The sequence below is a fragment of the Paraburkholderia lebeckiae genome, from assembly GCF_050436325.1.
In the GTDB taxonomy this organism is placed as follows: Bacteria; Pseudomonadota; Gammaproteobacteria; order Burkholderiales; family Burkholderiaceae; genus Paraburkholderia; species Paraburkholderia tuberum.
On the sequence record NZ_JBNDLZ010000002.1, the window covers coordinates 2795122 to 2815470 of the forward strand.

Here is a 20349-nt window from a genome sequence, read left to right on the forward strand (position 1 = left end):
TACCAGGCGGTCCATTTCGGCAACTCTGACTCTCAGGGTTTCTCCTGCCTCGCCTTTGGACCCGCCGTGTCACTCGTGCGCTACACCGCTCATTTGCAAAGAAAAAATAATGCCGACGTCAAAGGAATGTGCTAAAAAATAACAATTGCACGCGCAGACAAATAGCCACACCTGCAAGTAAAAATTTCGGCTTTCAATACTCTTAATCGGCCGCGAGGTGGATCATGAGAACAACGACGCTTTGGGGGCTCGGGGTGACGACGGTCGCTTCGGTGCTAACGCTGCAGTGTTATCCAGCGTGGGCCGACGGACCCGAAGCGGCGTATGCGTCCGACGACGAGGTGCCGGCCGGCTCGCTCAGTCCGAACGAGTACAAGGTCAATGCGGACGGCATGAAAGAAGATCCGAATGCGAAGATGTCGGACGTGGCCCGCGCGTATCGCAATGGCTATATCAACCGCGGCAAGCAGGATCAGGCCGATTACCAGGCAATGATCGACTCGCACAATCACGGTCAGCGGCAACCCGCCAGGACCGACGTCGCGCGGGTCGACGTGCCGCCGCTGCCGCCGGGCGTTCCCGAAGACGATAACTCGAAGTACACGAGTATTCCGCCGCAGCCTCAGAAGCCGCGGCCGGTCCAATACGCGCAGCGTCAGGTGCCGCAACCGCCGCCGCAACAGCAATATCAGCAGGTATACCAGCAGCCGCAATACGCGCCGCCGCCAATGCAATACCAGCAGGCGCCGGCCTACGCGCAGATGCAGCCGGTCTACGACAACCAGCCGGTATACGTGCGGCAGGACTATCCTCAGCCGCCCGTGCAGTACGTGCCGGTTTATCCGCAGGCGCAATACGATGAAATGCCGCAGGTCGTGGAAACGGTGGTTCAACCGGCCGCGCCTGTCGCTTATCAGGTTTATCGTCCGCCGGTCTATTGGGCGCAGCCGCGCGTGTATGCGTATCGCGCGCCGGTCTACAGCTATCGTATGTGGCGTTGAGGTATTGCGCGAGTCGTGGCGGCGTTGCGCAGCAATGGAGCGCCGCGGCGAATACTCGCACGCATCGATTGATTGGTCGATAGAAAGTACTCAGCCCGGCGCATTCGTGTCAGGCTGAGTACTTTCTTTTATTCGTTTTGCGCTAGTGACCGCTGGCACCTCTCGTGCGCACATTCAAATGGTTATGCACCTGTCTGACTCCGCGCACCGATCTCGCGACACTGCCCGCGCGTTGCACCTGAGCGCGCTGCGGTACCCAACCGGTCAGCGTCACGATACCGCGGCGCGCCTGCACGTGAATCGACGTTGAATGCAGGTTCGGCGCGCGTGCGAGCGCGCGCCGCACGTCGCGCGCGAGCTCGCTATCGGGTCTGTTGCGAGCCGGCGATGCCGCGATGGATTGGCTTTGCGCGGAAGCATCGTTCGGCATGCCGCCACTGGTTTGCGCATTCGCACAGGTCGCAGTGCCGATCGCAATCGCTGCCGCGGCAATGGCGCCAATTAGGGTGCTCGCGCTGTCTTTTCTCACAAGTCCTCCTGTACCACCTGATTGTCGCTCGCCGCGCAGCAGATCGACGTTGCGGCTATTGCGGTTGCCCGTTGCCCAATAGCGCGTCCGTCGTGACGACCGTGCAGTACTCGTGATCGAGATTGGCCAGTGACATCGCATGAACGTCGTCGGCGCTGCGCGGCGTTCCGTTCCAGTCGGTCCGTGCAAAAGTGAAACAGCCGTCGGCCACGAGATATGTATCGAAGCCGAGGTTGCCGGCCATCCGCACCGTCGCCTCGACCGAGTTGTTGGTGATGACACCCGCCACGACCAGCGTCGAGTGGCCGGCGGCGCGCAGGCGGTCCTCGAGTCCCGTGCCGATGAACGCGTTATTCGTGCGTTTCGCAATCACAGGTTCGTCGGGCAACGGCACGTTCGACGCCTTGAATTCGTGTCCCGCCTGACCCGGCCGATAGTGCGACCCAGGCTCCGTCGAGTCGTGCCGCACATGCCACACCGGCCAGTTTCGGCTACGCCAATGCGCGAGCAAGCGGCTCATCTGCGTCTCGGCTGAGGGATTGTTGCGCTCGCCCCAGCTCGGATGATCGATCGCGCGTTGCAGATCGATCAACAACAATACGGCGCCGGCGGAAGGAGCAGGAGTGCGCATGGGTCGAATGAGTCTGTGTAGATGTCGATATGGTTCTGGCAGACTTTACGGTATTGCCGCCATCAATAGCCATTGTATGATGGCGGGCTCGCGTCCGGCCGGAGCCCCGGGCGGCTTGCGCGGATCGCGCGCCGTCTGCCGCGCCCACCGGGCCGCAACGCATCCATTCACGATGACCCAGAGGAAAACCGCCATGACGGCTGCAACGCAATTCGACCAGGTTTCTGTTGTCAAACGAGCCAACGTGTACTTCGACGGCAAGTGCGTGTCGCACACGGTGCTGTTCGCCGACGGCACGCGCAAGACGCTCGGCGTGATCCTGCCCGGCGCGCTGAACTTCGGCACCGACGCGCCGGAGCTGATGGAAGTGCAGGCGGGCAAATGCCGCATCCGTCTCGACGGCAGCGACGAGTGGAAGACCTATGGCGCGGGCGAATCGTTCTCGGTGCCTGGCAAGAGCCGCTTCGATATCGATGTGGTTGAAACGCTGGACTACGTTTGCAGCTATCTGTAAGCGGCTTTAAGGCGCGTGCAAGCGGATAAGACAGACCTGTTGCACGCAGCCATGACGGCTTGGACAATGGGCCCAGGCTATCTTTGCTCGGATGTGTTGAAGAGACACCACGCAAGCATTCGCGAGTGAATGCGTGAGCCAGGTGCTCAGAATGGGCCGTCCATTAGGCTTCGCTTCGACGATGAACACCGCCGCCAGCACCGCCGCGCCCAAACAGAATCGTCGCGACCGCACGATCGACGTAGCCGTGCATCAGCGTGAATAGCGCGATCGACGCCGCCGCGGCAACCCGCCACGACGAACGAAAGACGCCGTCGATGAGCCGAGAATATCAGCGCGACCTGCCCGAAAAACATGATTGCCGCGCCGCCGATTATCAGCCGCTCATCGGGGCACCTCGTTCCAGTTTCTTTTCGTTAAAACCGTCAGCGCGTGCAAGATTACGCTGTCTCTTTCGCCACGATCTCCTCGATCACCTGCACGAATTGCTCGACCGGCTGGCCGCCGGTCACCAGATAGCGGCGGTTGAAAATGATCGACGGCACCGATTGAATGCCCATTTCCTGATTGTTCTTTTCCGCTTCGCGCACTTCATCGGCATACGCGCCGCTCGTCAGCACGTCGCGTGCTTCGTTGGCGTCGAGTCCTACCGACTGGGCCGCTTCGACCAGCACGTCATGATTGCCCGGATTCTTGCCGTCGGCATGATACGCGCGCAATAGCGCGAGCTTCAGCGGCAACTGGTGGCCCTTCAGGCCGGCCCAATGCAGCAGGCGGTGCGCGTCGAACGTGTTGTAGGTGCGGGTGCGCGGACCGAAATCGAAGCCGACGCTCCCGCCGCGTTCGCGGATCATCGCCTGGGTTTCGGCGATCTGCGCGGCCGTGCGGCCGTATTTCTTGCCGAGATACTCGACGATGTCTTCGCCGTCCGGTCCCATCTGCGGATTCAGTTCGAATGGATGCACGACGATACGCGCGTCGATTTTGTCCTGAAGCCGCGCGAGCGCGAGCTGCAGCGACGACAGGCCGATCGCGCACCACGGGCAGGCGATGTCGGAAACAAAATCGATGGTGAGCTGCTGTTTCATGGTTGTCCTGGGCGGAATGAAGTGCGATGCGGCGGGGGCAAGTGCGGCCGCAACGATCCCGACAGCGTAGCGTGAATCGTTCGTCCGTGCAGTGCGGCTGAATTTGACCGCAAGACCCGGAGTGTTTTCCCGCCACCACACTCGTACACTAAACCCATCGGGCTACCTACTTTTGATGGCGCGGGCGACGAGCCCGGCCGCCCACTCATCGACGATGAACGCAATCGCTCCCACCCAAACGATCGACCAACGCGTCGACGCACTCGACTGGCCGCGGATCGAACACGATCTCGATCAGTACGGCTGCGCCGCCGTGCCGCAACTGTTGACGCCGCGCGAATGCGACGCGCTGAGCGCGCTCTATACACGCGACGCGCTTTATCGCAGCCGCATCGTAATGGCGCGCCACGGCTTCGGTCGCGGCGAATACAAGTACTTTGCGTATCCGCTGCCGCGGCTCGTCGGCGGCTTGCGCGGTGCCCTTTATCCGCACCTCGTGCCAGTCGCGAACCGCTGGAACATGGCGATGGGCATCGACGTGCGCTATCCGCCGGAACATGCAGATTTCATTCGACGCTGCCATGACGCCGGCCAGGTGCGTCCGACGCCGCTGATCCTGCAATACGGCGAGGGCGATTTCAACTGCCTGCATCAGGATCTGTACGGCGAACACGTGTTCCCGCTGCAGGTTGCGGTACTGCTGTCGGAGCCGGGGCGCGACTTCACAGGCGGCGAGTTCGTGATGACCGAGCAGCGTCCGCGTATGCAGTCGCGTGCCGAAGTCGTGCCGCTCGCGAAGGGCGACGCGGTCGTGTTCACCGTGAACAGCCGGCCGGTGCAGGGTACGCGCGGGCCGTATCGCGTGAATCTGCGGCACGGCGTGAGCCGCCTGCGCTCAGGGCATCGGCATACGGTCGGCATCATCTTTCATGATGCGCTGTGAGGACCGTTGTCGGCGCAATGGCGCAACACCGCGTGCCGTGAGACGATAATGGCCACGATTCCAGCGATCTACCGCCATTGTCGTAAGACCCGTCGCCTCGTCCCATGGAAAACCTGCTCAAGAAACTCGATCTCACTTCGCTGCGTCTGTTCGTCGCCGTTTGCCAGGAGCGCAATATCGCGCGCGCGGCGGAGCGCGAGTTCATCGCGTCGTCGGCGGTGAGCCGGCGCATCGCCGAGATCGAGGCGCTGATCGGCCTGCCGGTGATTCAGCGGCAGTCGCGCGGCATTACCGTGACGCCGGTCGGCGAGACCGTGCTGCGCTACGCGCTCGCGATCATCGGCAATATCGAGCAGATGAGCGCGGAGTTGTCGCGCTTTTCGACGGGCGTCAAAGGGCGCGTGAGGGTGGTTGCGAATCTGTCGTCGATCGTGCAGTTTCTGCCTGAAGACGTGGCCGCGTTCGGCCGCGCGTTCCCCGATGTATCGATCGAACTCGAAGAAGAAAACAGCGCGGACGTGCTGCGTATCGTCGACGAACACGGCGCGGACTTCGGCATCTGCAATCCGGTTGCTGGCAGCGAGGCGTTCGAGCAGGTGCCGTACCGGCAGGACCGGCTCGCGGTGCTCGTGCCGGGTGGGCATCGGCTCGTCAGCGCGGCGCGGGTGAACTTCGACGATCTGTTGCACGACAGCTTCGTCGGCTTGCGCAGCGAAAGCGCGCTCATGCGTTTGCTCGCGCAGCAGGCGGCAAGCGCGGGGCGGCAGCTCGACGTGCGGATGCGCGTGAGCAGTCTCGATGCGCTGTGCCGGATGGTGCATGCGGGGCTCGGCATCGCGATCGTGCCCGAGCCGGTCGGCCTGCTCTACGTGAACACGCTCGATGTGCGGCTGCTGCCGCTTGCCGATGCGTGGGCGGAGCGTCATCTGATCATCATCTTCAAGGCGCGCGAGCAGTTGAGCGCAAGCGCGGCCGCGCTGGTGTCGTTCCTCGGCAATCCGCCTTAGACGGTTCCACTACCCGCACTCCGCACCGCGGTTCCGCCATCGAGCATTCGCGAAACGAGACGGCAGCATTGCCGCACCGGCACTTCGGCATCCGCCTTGCGCGCCGTATAGTGAGCGCAAGGAGAATGCAGTGATGAGCGATACGATTCGTTTGGACGGCCGCGTGCTGTACCTGTCGCAAGACCCGGCCCTGATCGAGGCGCAACTGGCCGGCGAAAACTTCACTCGCGACACGGCGGGGCCGTTGCGCGACAACGTGTCGACGGACGAGATCACGCCCGTCACCGTAATGCTCACCTACGACGAGCGCCTCGGCCAGTACCCGTACGTCGGCTTCAAGGCCGGCGAGCGTCTGCCGATCGGCCGCAATGCGGTGAAGGACGGCGGCTTTCGCGTGACGGTGGCCGGCAAGCGCTACGGCAAGGGCTCGTCGCGAGAATCGAGCCCGCTCGCGGAGTTGTCCGCAGGCATTCGCCTGATCGTTGCCGAGAGCTTCGAGCGTATCTATCAGCAGAACTGCGACAACATCGGCATTCTGACCACGACCGATTTTTCCGTGCTCGATCGCCTGCTTGCAGGCGCTGCGGTGCCGATCGACGAATTCCTGAAAGGCCGCGACTCGCTCACGCAGCAGATCATCCGCAGCGGCGGGCTGCTCGCGTATAGCCGGTTTGCGGAGTGGCCCGCGCCCGGCGGCCGCGCGAGCGATGCCCCGAACGAGGCGCCGGGCGCCGAGCCGAAAACGCTGGTCGAGAAGATCATCGACCGTCATCTGCATCCGGGCACCGCGAGCGCGCAGCGCGGCGACGGCGTGTTCATCGCCGCCGACTGGCGCTTCAGCCACGACTATTTCACCGGCATGTGCGCGCATCTGATGCATCGCGCGTTCGGCAAGCCCGCGCCGCTGCATGCGCCGGATCACATCATCGCGTTCCAGGATCATCTGGTGCTCGCGCCGCAGAGCATCCCTCACGTGCGCGACGGTCTGTTGCCGGGCGTCGCGAATCTGATGGAAGGCCACACGTCGTTTTCGCGCGACTACCCGGTGCGCTCGCACGGTGCGCTCGATGGTGTGCCCGGCTCCGAGGGCATCTGTCATGCGTTGATGGCCGAGCAATACGCGCTGCCGGGCCAGGTAGCATGCGGTACCGACTCGCACACGCCGCATTCGGGCGCGCTCGGCTGCCTCGCATTTGGCGCGGGCGCGACCGAAATCGCCAATAGCTGGGTCACGGGCTACGTGCGCTGCAAGGTGCCGGAGACGCTGCGCATCGAGATCGACGGGCAGTTGCGCGACGGCGTGACCGCGAAGGACGTCGTGCTGCATCTGCTGCGGATGGACGCGATTCGCTCGGGCGGCGCGATCGGCCTCGTGTTCGAATACGGCGGCGCGGCGGTGCGCGCGATGTCGATCGACGAACGTGCGACGCTGACCAACATGGTCGCGGAACTCGGCGGCTTCACCGGCATCGTCGAACCGGACGAGCGCACGATCGCGTTCCTGAAGGAGCGGCGCGGCGTCGATTTCGTGCTGGAAAGCTGGATGAAAAGCGACGCGGACGCGACCTATCGCGACACGATCCATATCGATGCGAACGCGATCGAACCGATGCTCGCGCGTCCGGGCGACCCCGGCAATGGCGTGCCGGCGCCGTGGCTCGAACAGGACGTCGCGATCGATATCGCGTACGGCGGCTCGTGCACCGCGGGCAAGCGCGAGGACTTCGATTTCTATCATGAGGTGCTGCGTTGGGGCGTCGAGCACGGGCTACGGGTGCCCGAGCGCACGCGTTTGTATCTGCAATTCGGCACGATGGTGGTGCGCGCGTATTGCGAGGAGCAGGGTTATCTGCCGGTGTTCGAGCGCGCGGGCGTGACGCTCGTGATGCCTGGCTGCGGCTCGTGCGCAAACTGCGGACCGGGACAATCGGTCAACCCGAACGATGTAACGATCAGCGCGATCAACCGCAATTTCCCCGGCCGATCGGGACCAGGCGACGTCTGGCTCGCGAGCCCGTACACGGTCGCGGCGAGCGCGCTGGCCGGAAAAATCACCACGTTCGAACAATTGCAACGCGGGCACGGCTAGAATGCTGGCCGGACTCCGGCCGACCCATCGTGGCGCGTGCGACGCGCGACAAGACGCAAGGCCGGCATCGAACCGGCCGCGGTAAGCGATCAGCCCTGCCGTAAAAGCAGTCGCAACAGAAGGAGACAGACAACATGGCATTCCCCGATCCCGCGGGGTCCGTCGCGCGCAGCGGCGGTACCGTGGCGCATTCCACTGACGCGGCCGGCAGCGCCGCCCGCAGCACGCCCGCTCAGGCGGCGGGCCACGCATCGCTCGACGCCGGCAGCATTTCGGCGCGCCTCGACCGCTTGCCCGCCACGCGCTCCGTCTGGAGGCTGGTGGTGCTGCTGAGCCTCGGCTTCTTCTTCGAACTCTACGACCTGCTGTACTCCGGCTATATCGCGCCGGGCCTCGTGAAAAGCGGCATGTTGACCGCGACCACGCATGGCCTGTTCGGCTCGACCGGCGTCGCGAGTTTCATCGCCGCGCTGTTTAGCGGCCTGTTTATCGGCACGATCGCGTGCGGTTTCCTCGCGGATCGCTTCGGGCGGCGCGCGGTGTTCACCTGGTCGCTGCTGTGGTACACCGCCGCGAACGTCGTGATGGCGTTTCAGGAGACCGCGACGGGCCTTAATTTCTGGCGCTTCGTCGCCGGTGTCGGCATCGGCGTCGAGCTGGTGACAATCGGCACGTACATCTCCGAGCTGGTGCCGAAACAGATCCGCGGCCGCGCGTTCGCGTGCGAGCAGGCGGTCGGCTTCACGGCCGTGCCGGTGGTCGCGTTTCTATCGTTTCTGCTGGTGCCGCGCACGCTGTTCGGTCTGGAGGGCTGGCGCTGGGTCGTGCTGATCGGCGCGCATGGCGCGCTATTCGTCTGGTGGATTCGCCGCGCGTTGCCGGAAAGCCCGCGTTGGCTCGCGCAGCAAGGACGTCTCGCCGAAGCCGACCGCGTGATGAACGCGCTCGAGGCGAAGGTACGTCACGAATATGGCCGCGAGTTGCCGCCACCGGCGCCGCCGGTGCCGATCCCACCGCGCGGCAGCTTCCGCGACATGTGGGTACCGCCGTACCGCAGCCGCACGCTGATGATGACGATCTTCAACATCTTCCAGACGGTCGGCTTCTATGGCTTCGCGAACTGGGTGCCGACGCTGCTGATCAAGCAGGGCATCACGATTACGACGAGCCTGATGTATTCGAGCGTGATCGCATTGGCCGCGCCGCTCGGTCCGATCATCGGGCTGTTTATCGGCGACCGCTTCGAGCGCAAGACGGTGATCGTCGTGATGGCCGGCGTCAATATCGTGTGCGGGTTGTGGTTCAGTCAGGCATCGGGTGCGGTGCTCCTCGTGAGCCTCGGAGTGTGCCTGACGCTGGCCGGCAACATCATTTCGTACAGTTATCACGCGTACCAGGCCGAACTGTTTCCGACCAGCATCCGGGCGCGCGCGGTTGGCTTCGTCTACTCGTGGAGCCGCTTTTCCGCGATTTTCACGGCCTTTCTGATCGCGGCCGTGTTGCGCTACTTCGGGACGACCGGCGTGTTCGTGTTCATCGCGGGCGCGATGCTGATCGTGATGCTGGCGATTGGCTTGATGGGGCCGAAGACGAAAGGGCTCGAACTCGAGAAGATATCCAGATAGCGAAGGCCGGCTGTCGAGCCGGCCCGCCGCCATGTACCGCATTGGCTATGCCAACAATGGAATGCACGGTCAGAGCGCCGACCTTCCTGCAAAGCGGGGTCCAGGACTGCTTCAGGTGCCCACAGGACGGATCGACAGCGCGTTCCTGACCGAAGTTACGCCAGGTACCCCTTTCGCCACCTCGGTTGCCCGGTCGCTTTCTGCCTGAAGCGGTACGCTGCCCTGCAGCGTGACAGCACCATCGCGGGCGCGAACTGTGATATTGGCCGTTGAGATGTTCCTATCTTTCACCAGCGCATTTCGAACCTGACGCTGTAGCGCCCGGTTCGCTGCTTTCATTGACTTGTAATGCGATCGGGCTTCGGGCGTCGTGGTCGGGGCAGACTCAGGGGCGTTAGCGTTGCTCGCCTGCGCATAGGCGTGAATCGAACCCGAAATCAGAAGGGCGGTACCGACCAGTTTGACGGCGTGGATTGCTTTCATGCATCTTCTCCTGTCGTTGCAGATCGTTGGGCTACAGATTCAGGGATATCACACACACGCCCCCACAATATTTCTGAGGCGGATCAAATGGCACTATAGGACAATAAAGGGTTAGGTCAAGCAGCAATGCAAACCGGCCAATTGCGCGGACAACCGAAGAAATTACAATACTTCAAATTATGAGGGCGCTCTAATTCTATTGATAGGGTTGCAAATCAAAACTAAGGATTAGTTTTTTTCCGCCTTTAATCACCGATTACCGGTGTCTGATTGACATTTTTAGCCATCCCCGGTGTCGCGGCACAGTTACATTGCGCCGTCGATTTACGCCGGACTCGAGAGCGCGGAGCATGTGATATGCGACCCGCGGCAACTCGCCCTGCCGCACCTTTGCTGTGCATAACACGCACTCCGACGAAGAGGCCGAGCCCCGTCCATGGTGAAGTAGGCAATTCGTCCATGCTCGCAGCCGCGCGTTCGCCGCCCCGATCAGAACAACTGCTTCTGCCCCGACGTCAGCGTCGTGAAATCGTCGCGTAGCAACGGCAGAATCGCGTCGGCAACCGGCTGCAATTGCCGCGTCAGATAGTGCTCGTAGTCGATCGCCGAGCGCAGCGTTTCGAGCGGCTCGGGGCCGGCCACCGTCATCACGTAGCTGATCCAGCCGCCGTTCTGATATTGCAGCGGACGTCCCTGCCGGCGATTGAACTCATCGGCGACGCGTGCCGCGCGCACATGCGGTGGCACGTTGCGCTCGTAAGCGTCGATCGGTCTGCGCAACTGCTTGCGATAGACGAGCTGATCGTCGAGCCGGCCGGCGAGCGTATCGCGCACATAGTCGCGCACGTAATCCTGATACGGCTGCTCCTTGAAGATGCGCCGATACAGTTCCTGCTGAAACTGCTGCGCAAGCGGCGTCCAATCGGTGCGCACGGTTTCGAGCCCTTTGTAGACCACGTCCTCGCGGCCGTCCGGCAATACCGTAAGTCCTGCGTAGCGTTTCTTGCTGCCTTCCTCGGCACCGCGCACCGTCGGCATGAAAAAGCGCCGATAGTGCCGCTCGAATTGCAGTTCCAACGCACTGTCGATACCGAAGCGCGCCTGCAGCTTCTGCCGCCACGCCGCGTTGATATGTTCGACGAGCGCGCGGCCGATGCGCGCGGCGTCTTCCTCGTCATGCGCGTGCCTGAGCCAGACGAAGGTCGAATCGGTGTCGCCGTAAATCACTTCGTAGCCTTGCGCCTCGATCAGCTCGCGTGTCGTGTGCATGATCTCGTGGCCGCGCATCGTGATCGACGACGCAAGCCGCGGATCGAAGAAGCGGCAGCCGGTCGAGCCTAGCACGCCATAGAACGCGTTCATGATGATCTTCAGCGCCTGCGATAGTGGCTTGTTGTGCTCGCGCTTGGCCGCTTCGCGTGCCTGCCACACCTGCGCGACGATCGACGGTAAGCAGTGACGCGTGCGCGAAAAGCGCGCGCCGAGAAAGCCCGGCACCGAGCTCGCGTCGTCGGGATGCAGCATCCCTTCGACCAGACCGAGAGGGTCGATCAGAAACGTACGAATGATCGACGGATACAGGCTCTTGTAGTCGAGCACGAGCACCGAGTCGTAGAGCCCGGGCCGCGAATCCATCACGAAGCCGCCGGGGCTCGCGGCGCCGGCCACGTCGCCGAGATTCGGCGCGACATAGCCCTGCCGATGCATGCGCGGCATGTACAGATGCGTGAACGCCGCGACCGAGCCGCCGCTGCGATCGGCGGGCAGGCCGGTCACCGTGGCGCGTTCGAGCAGGAACGGCAGCAACTCGGTCTTCGCGAAGATACGCGTGACGAGTTCGCAGTCCTTCAGGTTGTAACGCGCGAGCGCGGGCTTGTCTTCGTCGAAGCGGCGCTGGATTTCGTCCATGCGCTGATACGGATTGTCGATCGCCTTGCCTTCGCCCAGCACCGAGCGCGACACGTATTCGAGGCTGAACGAAGGGAAGCTCCACGTCGCCGAACGCAATGCCTCGATGCCGTCGATGACCCAACGACCCGCCACGCCCGCGAAAAAGTGATTGCGCGTGACGCCGTGTTCGCGCCACTCCATCACCGCGCCGCCTCGTCCGATGCGCAGCGGCACGCGATACTGTTCGGCATGTTGTTGCAGTACCTTCAGATCGAACTGCACGAGGTTCCAGCCGATGATCGCATCGGGATCGTGCCGCTCCATCCACTCGATCAGCTTTTCGAGCAGCTGTGCGCGGGTTTCGCAGTATTCGAGCTTGAAGTCGATGGCGTCGATGACGTTGCCGTCGTTGCCATTCGGCGGGCCAAGCATATACACCTGCCGCTCGCCGCAGCCTTCGAGCGCGATCGAATATAGCTCGGCATGCGCGCTCGTTTCGATGTCGAGCGACACGAGCTTCAACGGCGGACGATATTCGTTGGACGGTTTGAGTTCGCTGTCGAGCCAGGAAACATCGAGCCCCGGACCATTCTGCTGCGGCACGCCGCTGAACCACACCGGCGCGGTGATGAAGCGCTCCATCATGTAGCGTTCGGGCGGCTGGATATCGGCTTCGTAGACATCGACGCCGCCTTCTCTGAGGCGCTTCTCGAAGCCCTTCAATTGCCGGTATTGCGTACAGTAAAGCCCGCTGACCGGCCGATGCTGGAAGTCGCGCAATTCGAGCGAACGCAGATCGAGCGGCGCGTCGCGCCGTAGAATCGTTTCGGCGCGTTCGCGATGTTCAGCCGGAATGAAGGCGACGGACGGCTGAGGCCGCAGACGGATGTGGCGCGGCCCGCTGTCCGTGGCCAGCCAGAACTCGATTTCCGTGCCGGCGGGCGTGTCCCGCCAATGTCGGGTCAAAATGAAACCCTGCTCGAACTCAGTCAAACTTCCACCTTTAAAGCGGCGCAATCGCCTTGCGCGATTTTACCGCCGCAGGCAGGGACTGTTGAACGGGCAATGAAAAGGGCGCTTCGTACTGAAGCGCCCCAACCAGCACGGCTTCATCTCTTCAAAGCCGGTTCAGTTCGTTCCCGGTTCGCTCAAGCTTCGAGCGCCAGCGTCGCAAACGTGGCGAGCCAGTGCTCGCCCATGTAGTCGCCGGCCACATGCGGCAGCGCGCTGTGCAGATGACGCTCGGCCGCATCGAACAGCACGGTGCGACGCACGTCGCCGGCGGGCAGCGCACGCGCGAGCGCACGCTGGCACCACGCGCGGCTCAGATTGAGGCCGTCCAGATGCGCGATCTTGCCGTCGCTGCGATCGGTCACGGTGACGGGCTCGAACAGCGTCGCCGGTTTTTTCGCGCCGAGGTCCGGCAGGAAGCGTCCGAACCAGTCGGCGAACTGCGCCGACGGCAACACACGCCGCATCAACTCCGCTTCCATCAGCGACGGCGACAGGAATTCGTCGCCGGCCGGCTCCCACGCCTGACACGCGACGTCGTCCAGATACCAGCGCTCCGCGGTGCTGACGATCAGCGCCTCGAGCGATGCGCGCGAGGTTTGCCGCGAGAAATCGAGCGTCAGTGCGAGCGCGAACGCCATGTTGAAGTGCGTGCCGACGCGCAGCGGATAGGTTGCCTTCGGCAGGAACTCCTCGAAGCGCTCGACGAACGCCTGAGTGAGCGGGGCGAACGTCTTCGCCCAGCGCGCGGCTTCCGAGATTTTCATCGACTGCAACTGCGCGCCGAGCGCGAGCAGCCACGCCCAGCCATACGGCCGCTCGAAGCCGCGGTTGTGCGGCAGGTCCAGATACGCGAGTTCGCCGGCGACGTTCGCCGCAGTGAAATGCTCGTCGACCACGGCGATGATGCGCGCCGCCTCGGGCAGATCTGGAAAGCGTTCGAGCAGATGCAGGATCAGCCAGTAACCGTGCACGCACGAATGCCAGTCGTAGCTGCCGTAGAAGATCGGATGCAAGGCGCGCGGACCCTGCACGTCCTGCGGTCCTTCAAGCGAGTGCGTGAGCTTGTTCGGGTATTCGCGCGTGAGGTGGGCGAGTGCGACATTGGCGAATCTGGACGCGAATTCGCGGGTGAGCTGGGTGGTCATCGGCGGCTCCTCAGAAGCGGAATACAAACACGTGCAACAGTATGGTGTTGACGATCAGCAATAGTAAAGCGGTCGGCCATTGCGCCTTGATCACGCCGTTCTGGTCCTTCAGTTCGAGCAGCGCGGCGAGGACGATGTTGAAGTTCGCCGCCCTCGGCGTCATCAGCGTGCCGCAGAAACCGGATTCTTCGTTTCGACGAAGGGCGCGTACTTGAGCGTCAGCGTATCGACCAACGTGATGAGAGCACGCGGCCGGTGGTGGCCGCATGCAAGCGCGAGATCAGATGCCGCGCCTGTTCGAATGCCTTGCCGAACGCGCTGACGATCTCCACCGTCTGCAAGCCGCCGGCTGTCCCGGTCGCGAGGCCCGCGATCGTCACCACCAGCAGCGCGTTGAAGCGCCAATGCGAAGCCGAGCACCTCGATCGGCACGCCAATCAAAACCCCCCTTCCGGCTCTCCTTGCTTCGTTTCCTCGACGCATGGCGACGGAATCTAACACGAGACTTTATTGATAAATAGTCGATAAAATCTACCTATCGGGTAAACGCCGAGAAAGTGGCAGCGTGTGCGGGAAACGATCAATCCACGGTCATACCCTCCGCCGTCAACTGCCGCAACTGCTCCAGCAGTTTGACCGCCGGGCTCGGCAGAATCCCCTGGCGGCGCCGGAACGCGGTCAACGTGCGCCGCCCGACCACCCCCGGCACGCCGAGCGTATCGAACACGCCGGCCTTGCTTTCGGTCACGTACATCGTCGACGCCATCCAGCTCAGAAAGCCCGAACGTGCGACCAGGCTCTTCAGCGCCGTGACCGAGCGCGTTTCGACGACGACGTTCGGCAGTCCCAGCCCGCGCTCGGCAAACACGCTCTGCATGTGCTCGAACGGGCCGGTGCCGCGTGGCGGAATCGCCCAGCGTTGGTTTAGCGTGTCGGCGAGCGTGAGGTCGGGCTTGCGCCGCAGCGGATGATCGAGCGCGGCGACCACGTAGCTCGCGTCTTCCCAGCGGCAATCGGCGATCGCGGTGATCTCGTCGGTATCGGGCACGGCCATGCTGAGCGCGAGATCGATCTGACGTTTGACGAGCGCATCGGCGAGCCGGTCCCACACGCCCTCGATGATCTCCACGCGCAGGTTCGGCCACTTCGTCAACACGCCGCTCACCGCGAGCGGCAGCACGAGGCTCGCGATGCTGCCGACCGCGCCGACGCGGATCGTGCCGCGCGCGAGGCCGCGCATTGCGTCGATTTCCTCGCGCGCCTGTTCGGCTTCGCGTTGCAACAGGATCGCGTGCGGCAGCAGCGCCTCGCCGACCGCAGTCAAATGCATGCCGCGCGAATGCCGCTCGAACAGCGGCGCGCCGACCTGTTCCTCGAGACGTCGGATGGTCCGGCTCAAGGCCGGCTGTGTGATGTGCAGCGCTTCGGCGGCGCGTCCGAGGCTGCCGCTCTCGACGATCACCGCGAACGCCTGCAGTTGTTGGAGGTTGTAAGTCATGCCGAAAGGTAATGCCTTTTTGCGAATTGGGCAATTTTCGGTTACCCCGGCGGCCGCGATAATGGCCATTCGATTTTCCGCGCTCACCAGACAGGAGACTTCGCATGACAAGCAGCGCGCCGCAGCAGAATCAGGCACACGCAAAGGAACAGAGCACGCGGTGGACCGTACGCGACGCGGTCATCGACTTCGCGCGCCGCGTCGGCATGACGTCGATCTTCGCGAACCCGGGCTCGACCGAGCTGCCGATGTTCCGCGATTTCCCCGCGGATTTCCGCTACGTGCTCGGACTTCAGGAAGCGGTCGTGGTCGGTATGGCCGACGGCTACGCGCAGACCACCGGCAACGCGGCGCTCGTGAATCTGCATTCGGCGGCGGGTGTCGGCAATGCGATGGGCAATATCTTCACGGCGTTTCGCAACCGCACGCCGCTCGTCGTCACCGCGGGTCAGCAGGCCCGCTCGATCCTGCCGTTCGAACCGTTCCTCGCCGCGACTCAGGCCACCGAATTGCCGAAGCCCTACGTGAAGTGGAGCATCGAGCCGGCTCGCGCGCAGGATGTGCCGCTCGCGATCGCGCGTGCGTACGCGATCGCGATGCAGGAGCCGCGCGGCCCGGTGTTCGTGTCGATTCCCGCCGACGACTGGGATCAGCCGGCCGAGCGCGTGGCCGACCGCGAGGTCGCGCACATCATGCGACCCGATCCGGCGATGCTCGAACGCATCGGCACGGTGCTCGACGCGTGCGAGCGGCCCGCGTTCGTGGTCGGTGGCGCGGTCGATCGCGCGGACGCGGCGGCTGAAGTCGTGCGCCTCGCGGAGCGGCATTCCGCGCGCGTCTACGTCGCGCCGATGACAGGACGTTGCAGCTTCCCCGAAACGCACCGGCTGTTCGCGGGCTTTTTGCCGGCGCTGCGTGAGCGCATCGTCGAGTTGCTCGGCGCGCACGACGCGATCTTCGTGATCGGCGCGCCAGCGTTCACGTATCACGTCGAAGGCAGTGGTCCGCATGTGCCGCCGGGCTCGCGGCTGTGTCAGTTGATCGACGATCCGGGCATTGCCGCATGGACGCCGCAGGGCATCGCCGCGGTCGGCAACGTGCGGCTCGGCGTGCGTGATCTGCTCGCGCGCGCCGCGCCCAAAGCGCGTGAGTTGCCCGCGCCGCGCGCGGTGGCGCCGCGAGCGCTGCCGCCCGCGCGGGGCGAGCGGATGTCGGTCGCGTTCGCGTTGCAGACGCTCGCCGAAGTGCGCGATCCCGATGGCATCGTCGTCGAGGAAGCGCCGAGCTCGCGGCCCATCATGCAGACCTATCTGCCGATCGCGCGCGCCGGCACGTTCCTGACGATGGACAGCGGCGGCCTCGGCTACGGCATGCCGGCGGCGGTCGGCGTTGCGCTTGCGCGGCCGGGCGAGCGCGTGATCGCGCTGATCGGCGACGGTTCGAGCATGTACTCGATTCAGGCGATCTGGAGCGCGGTGCAGATGCGGCTGCCGATCACATTCGTGATCCTGAACAACACGCGCTACGCGGCGTTGCAGGATTTCGCGCCGGTGTTCGGTTTCGCGCCTGGCGAGACCGTGCAGGGCACGGACCTGCCGGGCCTCGACTTCGTGACGATCGCGGCGGGCATGGGTTGCCCTGGCGCGCGCGTCAGCGAGGCGGCTGAACTTGCCGACGTGTTGCGTCGCGCGCTGACCGAAGGTGACGTGAAAAGCGGTCCCACGCTCGTCGAAGCGATCGTCGCGTAACGGCGCTTCCCATTCACGAAAAGGAGAGAGGCCTACGATGAAAAACGTACCGATGCTGATCGGCGGCGAGCAGACACAGGCGCGCAACGGCGCGACCTTCGAGCGCCGCAGTCCGCTCGAAGGCGAAGTCGCGACGCGCGCGCCGGCCGCGACCGTCGAAGATGCCGTCGCCGCCGTCGATGCCGCCGCGGCCGCATTTCCGGTGTGGTCCGCGCTCGGACCGAGCGAGCGCCGCGCGCTGCTGACGAGGGCCGCTCACGCGCTCGAAGCGAAGGCCGACGCCTTCGCGGCCGCGATGGCCGCCGAGACCGGCGCGTCGGGCATCTGGGCCGGCTTCAACGTGCACCTCGCGGCGGCCGGGCTGATCGAGGCCGCCGCGCTGACCACGCAGATCGCCGGCGAATTGATCCCGTCCGACGTGCCCGGCAGCCTCGCGATGGGCGTGCGCCAGCCCGCGGGCGTCGTGCTCGGCATCGCGCCGTGGAACGCGCCGGTGATTCTCGCGGTGCGCGCGATCGCGCTGCCGCTCGCGTGCGGCAACACGGTCGTACTGAAGGGCTCGGAGATCTGCCCGGCTACCCACGGCCTCATCATCGAGGCGATGCAGGAGGCGGGTCTGCCACGCGGCACCGTGAACTTCGTGACCAATGCGCCGGCCGACGCCGCGCGCATCGTCGACGCCATGATCGGACACCCGGCCGTGCGTCGCGTGAACTTCACGGGCTCGACGCGCGTGGGCCGCCTGATCGCCGAAACGTGCGCGCGCCATCTGAAGCCCTGCGTGCTCGAACTAGGCGGCAAGGCGCCGCTCGTCGTGCTCGACGACGCCGACATCGGCGCCGCGGTCGATGCGGCCGTGTTCGGCGCGTTCGCGAATTCCGGGCAGATCTGCATGTCGACCGAGCGAATCATCGTCGACGACAGCATCGCCGATGCGTTCGTCGAGCGGCTCGCCGCGCGCTCGCGCGCGCTGCCACTCGGCGATCCGCGCAAGGGCCCGGTCGTGCTCGGCTCGGTAGTCGACATGAGCACGGTCGAGCGCTGCAACGCGCTGATCGACGACGCGCTCGCCAAAGGCGCGACGCTCGTGTGCGGCGGCAAGAGCGAAACCACGCTGATGCCCGCGACGCTGCTCGATCGCGTGACGCCGGACATGCGCATCTATCACGACGAATCGTTCGGGCCGGTCAAGCCGATCGTGCGCGTGCGTGGCGAGGAAGCCGCAATCGCGTGTGCGAACGACAACGAATATGGCCTGTCGGCGGCGGTGTTCAGCCGCGACACGGCGCGCGCGCTGAACGTCGCTAAATGCATCGAGTCGGGCATTTGTCACGTGAACGGCCCGACCGTGCACGACGAAGCACAGATGCCGTTCGGCGGCGTGAAGGCGAGTGGCTTCGGCCGCTTCGGCGGCAAGGCGGGGATCGCGGAATTCACCGATCTGCGCTGGGTCACGCTGCAAACGATGCCGCGTCACTATCCGTTCTGATGAGAAGCGTCGCGATCGGCTCGCTGTTCGGCGGCCAACTCGCCGAAGCGGGCCATCGCGTCGCACCGTACTGCCGACAACAAAAAAAATCGAACAACGCGCGTGCAGCGCAAACAACGGAGACAGGTTCATGAGTTTCGTTCCTCCCGCTTCGGCCGCGGCCTCGACCGCGACCGCGCGCGACGACGCGGCGCTCGCCGGCATCGCGCGCGGCGGCAACACGTTCGACATCGGTCATGCACTCGACGACGGCCCCTACACGTTGCTGCAGAAAATCGCGGTGGTGCTCGCGGCGCTGTCGATCGTCGTCGACGGCTTCGACAGCCAGCTGATCGGCTTCGCGATTCCGATGCTGATCAAGGAGTGGGGCATTACGCGCAACGCGTTTGCACCAGTGGTCGCGTCGGGGTTGGTCGGCATGGGTATCGGCAGCGCGTTCGCGGGGCTGTTCGCCGATCGTTTCGGCCGCCGCTGGGCCGTGATCGGCAGCGTGTTCGTGTTCGGCTTGGCGACCTGCGCGATCAGTCTCGCGCCGAACGTCGCGGCCATTGCGGCGCTGCGCTTTATCGCGGGGCTCGGCATCGGCGGCGCGCTGCCGACATCGACGACGCTGACCGCCGAGTTCACGCCCGCGCGTTTTCGTACCTTCGCGGTGACGGCGACCATTCTGTGCGTGCCGCTGGGCGGTATGGTCGCCGGATTGTTCGCCGGCCAGGTGCTGCCGGTTTATGGCTGGCGCGGTCTGTTCGTAGCGGGTGGTGTGCTGCCGCTCGTGCTCGCCCTCGTCCTGCTCGCGGCGCTGCCGGAATCGCCGCGTTTTCTGGCACGCCGTCCGCATCGCTGGTTCGAGCTCGTGAAGCTGCTGCGGCGCATGGCGCGCGACGTGTCGGCCGATGCGAGCTTCACCGATGTGCGCGAACAAAGCGCTGAGAAACACGTCGGCTTTGGCGCGCTGTTCCGCGATGGCCGTTCGCGCGACACCGTCGCGATCTGGGGCGCGTTCTTCATGTGCCTGCTCGCGGTGTATGCGGCGTTCAGCTGGCTGCCGTCGATGCTGACGAGTGAGGGCTTGAGCGTGTCGCTCGCGGGCTATGGCCTGAGCGCGTACAACCTCGGCGGCGTAATCGGCGCGGTGCTGTGCGCGCTGGCGATCGGGCGCTACGGCTCGCGCTGGCCGCTGCTGCTGTGCTGCGCGGGCGGCGTCGCGAGTGCATGGATGCTGCTCGGCGTCGGCGCGACGCAGCATACGACGTTGATGATGGTCGGTCTCGGCTTGCACGGGCTGTTCGTCAATGCGGTGCAATCGACGATGTACGCGCTGTGCGCATACGTCTATCCGACCAGCGTGCGGGCGACGGGCACCGCGTCGGCACTCGCGTTCGGACGCGTCGGCGCGATTCTAAGCGCATTCGCCGGTGCCGCGGTGATCACGGCCGGTGGCGCATCTGGCTATCTGCTGATGCTCGGTATCGCAATGGTCATCGTGCTGATCGCGCTGGCGGTGGTGCAGCGGCATATTCCGCGTCGAGGCGCCGAGAGCGCGCGCTGATCGACGCGACGTCTCTCGCGGTGCGTTCGTATCGCGAGGGACTTTTGCGCGCGATCCGGTTTTCCCCTTTGCAACAACCTGTTTCTCGCGCATCGCGGCGGTTTCC

General features: G+C 64.5%; 17 protein-coding genes and 2 pseudogenes. 10 read left to right on the top strand and 9 right to left on the bottom strand.

Annotation, left to right across the window (positions count from 1 at the left end; translation table 11 throughout):
• The first annotated feature begins 224 nt into the window (after positions 1-224).
• The gene (locus OKW44_RS16085) at positions 225-1001 is read left to right on the top strand and encodes a hypothetical protein (protein WP_035471695.1); all 777 of its coding nucleotides are present in this window, start codon (positions 225-227) and stop codon (positions 999-1001) included.
• 142 nt (positions 1002-1143) lie between these two features.
• On the opposite strand, the gene OKW44_RS16090 is transcribed toward OKW44_RS16085, so the two are convergent.
• Positions 1144-1530 (bottom strand): BON domain-containing protein, encoded by a 387-nt coding sequence (locus tag OKW44_RS16090; protein ID WP_018423360.1) that lies wholly within the window; start codon positions 1528-1530, stop codon positions 1144-1146.
• 55 nt (positions 1531-1585) lie between these two features.
• Positions 1586-2161 (bottom strand): cysteine hydrolase family protein, encoded by a 576-nt coding sequence (locus tag OKW44_RS16095; RefSeq protein ID WP_026226324.1) that lies wholly within the window; start codon positions 2159-2161, stop codon positions 1586-1588.
• Positions 2162-2354: 193 nt separating this feature from the next.
• Here OKW44_RS16095 and ppnP point away from each other — a divergent pair, with 193 nt between their 5' ends.
• On the top strand, positions 2355-2675 hold the full coding sequence (gene ppnP / locus OKW44_RS16100) for a pyrimidine/purine nucleoside phosphorylase (RefSeq protein ID WP_018423358.1): 321 nt from the start codon (positions 2355-2357) through the stop codon (positions 2673-2675).
• A gap of 133 nt (positions 2676-2808) precedes the next feature.
• Entirely contained in the window at positions 2809-2940 is a 132-nt protein-coding gene (locus OKW44_RS16105) for a hypothetical protein (RefSeq protein ID WP_275426098.1), read from the top strand.
• A gap of 175 nt (positions 2941-3115) precedes the next feature.
• Here the strand turns inward: OKW44_RS16105 and OKW44_RS16110 are convergent, their stop codons facing one another.
• A complete protein-coding gene (locus OKW44_RS16110) occupies positions 3116-3763 on the bottom strand; it encodes a DsbA family oxidoreductase (RefSeq protein WP_018423356.1) in 648 nt (215 codons plus the stop codon).
• 214 nt (positions 3764-3977) lie between these two features.
• On the opposite strand from OKW44_RS16110, the gene OKW44_RS16115 reads away from it, so the two are divergent.
• The 4 genes from OKW44_RS16115 to OKW44_RS16130 all read left to right on the top strand — a co-directional run bounded on the left by OKW44_RS16115 (position 3978) and on the right by OKW44_RS16130 (position 9427).
• On the top strand, positions 3978-4706 hold the full coding sequence (locus OKW44_RS16115; protein WP_018423355.1) for a 2OG-Fe(II) oxygenase: 729 nt from the start codon (positions 3978-3980) through the stop codon (positions 4704-4706).
• 104 nt (positions 4707-4810) lie between these two features.
• On the top strand, positions 4811-5713 hold the full coding sequence (locus OKW44_RS16120) for a LysR family transcriptional regulator (protein WP_018423354.1): 903 nt from the start codon (positions 4811-4813) through the stop codon (positions 5711-5713).
• Positions 5714-5846: 133 nt separating this feature from the next.
• On the top strand, positions 5847-7802 hold the full coding sequence (locus OKW44_RS16125) for an aconitase family protein (protein WP_018423353.1): 1956 nt from the start codon (positions 5847-5849) through the stop codon (positions 7800-7802).
• Positions 7803-7936: 134 nt separating this feature from the next.
• Positions 7937-9427: an MFS transporter gene (locus OKW44_RS16130; RefSeq protein WP_018423352.1), complete on the top strand. Its 1491-nt coding sequence runs from the start codon at positions 7937-7939 to the stop codon at positions 9425-9427.
• Positions 9428-9538: 111 nt separating this feature from the next.
• Here the strand turns inward: OKW44_RS16130 and OKW44_RS16135 are convergent, their stop codons facing one another.
• The 6 genes and pseudogenes from OKW44_RS16135 to OKW44_RS16160 form a co-directional block, all read right to left on the bottom strand.
• On the bottom strand, positions 9539-9910 hold the full coding sequence (locus OKW44_RS16135) for a BON domain-containing protein (protein ID WP_018423351.1): 372 nt from the start codon (positions 9908-9910) through the stop codon (positions 9539-9541).
• A 489-nt stretch (positions 9911-10399) separates the two neighbouring features.
• Positions 10400-12793: a DNA polymerase II gene (locus OKW44_RS16140; protein ID WP_018423350.1), complete on the bottom strand. Its 2394-nt coding sequence runs from the start codon at positions 12791-12793 to the stop codon at positions 10400-10402.
• A gap of 155 nt (positions 12794-12948) precedes the next feature.
• On the bottom strand, positions 12949-13959 hold the full coding sequence (locus OKW44_RS16145; protein ID WP_018423349.1) for a DUF2891 domain-containing protein: 1011 nt from the start codon (positions 13957-13959) through the stop codon (positions 12949-12951).
• Positions 13960-13969: 10 nt separating this feature from the next.
• Positions 13970-14143, bottom strand: a pseudogene (locus OKW44_RS16150) (5-oxoproline transporter, DUF979 family subunit); the annotation flags it as partial.
• Positions 14144-14180: 37 nt separating this feature from the next.
• Positions 14181-14442, bottom strand: a pseudogene (locus tag OKW44_RS16155) (5-oxoproline transporter, DUF969 family subunit); the annotation flags it as partial.
• Between the two features lie 97 nt (positions 14443-14539).
• A complete protein-coding gene (locus OKW44_RS16160) occupies positions 14540-15457 on the bottom strand; it encodes a LysR family transcriptional regulator (RefSeq protein WP_018423346.1) in 918 nt (305 codons plus the stop codon).
• A gap of 104 nt (positions 15458-15561) precedes the next feature.
• On the opposite strand from OKW44_RS16160, the gene mdlC reads away from it, so the two are divergent.
• The 3 genes from mdlC (at position 15562) to OKW44_RS16175 (ending at position 20243) form a co-directional block, all read left to right on the top strand.
• Complete coding sequence (gene mdlC, locus OKW44_RS16165; RefSeq protein ID WP_018423345.1) at positions 15562-17205, top strand: benzoylformate decarboxylase; 1644 nt, start codon at positions 15562-15564, stop codon at positions 17203-17205.
• 37 nt (positions 17206-17242) lie between these two features.
• Entirely contained in the window at positions 17243-18694 is a 1452-nt protein-coding gene (locus OKW44_RS16170) for an aldehyde dehydrogenase (protein WP_018423344.1), read from the top strand.
• A gap of 130 nt (positions 18695-18824) precedes the next feature.
• Entirely contained in the window at positions 18825-20243 is a 1419-nt protein-coding gene (locus OKW44_RS16175) for an MFS transporter (protein WP_018423342.1), read from the top strand.
• Positions 20244-20349 lie beyond the last annotated feature (106 nt).

Bases quoted from the DNA above. Each gene is read 5' to 3' on its own strand.
- OKW44_RS16085 (WP_035471695.1), top strand. From the start codon at position 225: ATGAGAACAACGACGCTTTGGGGGCTCGGGGTGACGACGGTCGCTTCG.
- OKW44_RS16095 (WP_026226324.1), bottom strand. From the start codon at position 2,161: ATGCGCACTCCTGCTCCTTCCGCCGGCGCCGTATTGTTGTTGATCGAT.
- ppnP (WP_018423358.1), top strand. From the start codon at position 2,355: ATGACGGCTGCAACGCAATTCGACCAGGTTTCTGTTGTCAAACGAGCC.
- OKW44_RS16110 (WP_018423356.1), bottom strand. From the start codon at position 3,763: ATGAAACAGCAGCTCACCATCGATTTTGTTTCCGACATCGCCTGCCCG.
- OKW44_RS16115 (WP_018423355.1), top strand. From the start codon at position 3,978: ATGAACGCAATCGCTCCCACCCAAACGATCGACCAACGCGTCGACGCA.
- OKW44_RS16120 (WP_018423354.1), top strand. From the start codon at position 4,811: ATGGAAAACCTGCTCAAGAAACTCGATCTCACTTCGCTGCGTCTGTTC.
- OKW44_RS16125 (WP_018423353.1), top strand. From the start codon at position 5,847: ATGAGCGATACGATTCGTTTGGACGGCCGCGTGCTGTACCTGTCGCAA.
- OKW44_RS16130 (WP_018423352.1), top strand. From the start codon at position 7,937: ATGGCATTCCCCGATCCCGCGGGGTCCGTCGCGCGCAGCGGCGGTACC.
- OKW44_RS16135 (WP_018423351.1), bottom strand. From the start codon at position 9,910: ATGAAAGCAATCCACGCCGTCAAACTGGTCGGTACCGCCCTTCTGATT.
- OKW44_RS16145 (WP_018423349.1), bottom strand. From the start codon at position 13,959: ATGACCACCCAGCTCACCCGCGAATTCGCGTCCAGATTCGCCAATGTC.
- OKW44_RS16160 (WP_018423346.1), bottom strand. From the start codon at position 15,457: ATGACTTACAACCTCCAACAACTGCAGGCGTTCGCGGTGATCGTCGAG.
- mdlC (WP_018423345.1), top strand. From the start codon at position 15,562: ATGACAAGCAGCGCGCCGCAGCAGAATCAGGCACACGCAAAGGAACAG.
- OKW44_RS16170 (WP_018423344.1), top strand. From the start codon at position 17,243: ATGAAAAACGTACCGATGCTGATCGGCGGCGAGCAGACACAGGCGCGC.
- OKW44_RS16175 (WP_018423342.1), top strand. From the start codon at position 18,825: ATGAGTTTCGTTCCTCCCGCTTCGGCCGCGGCCTCGACCGCGACCGCG.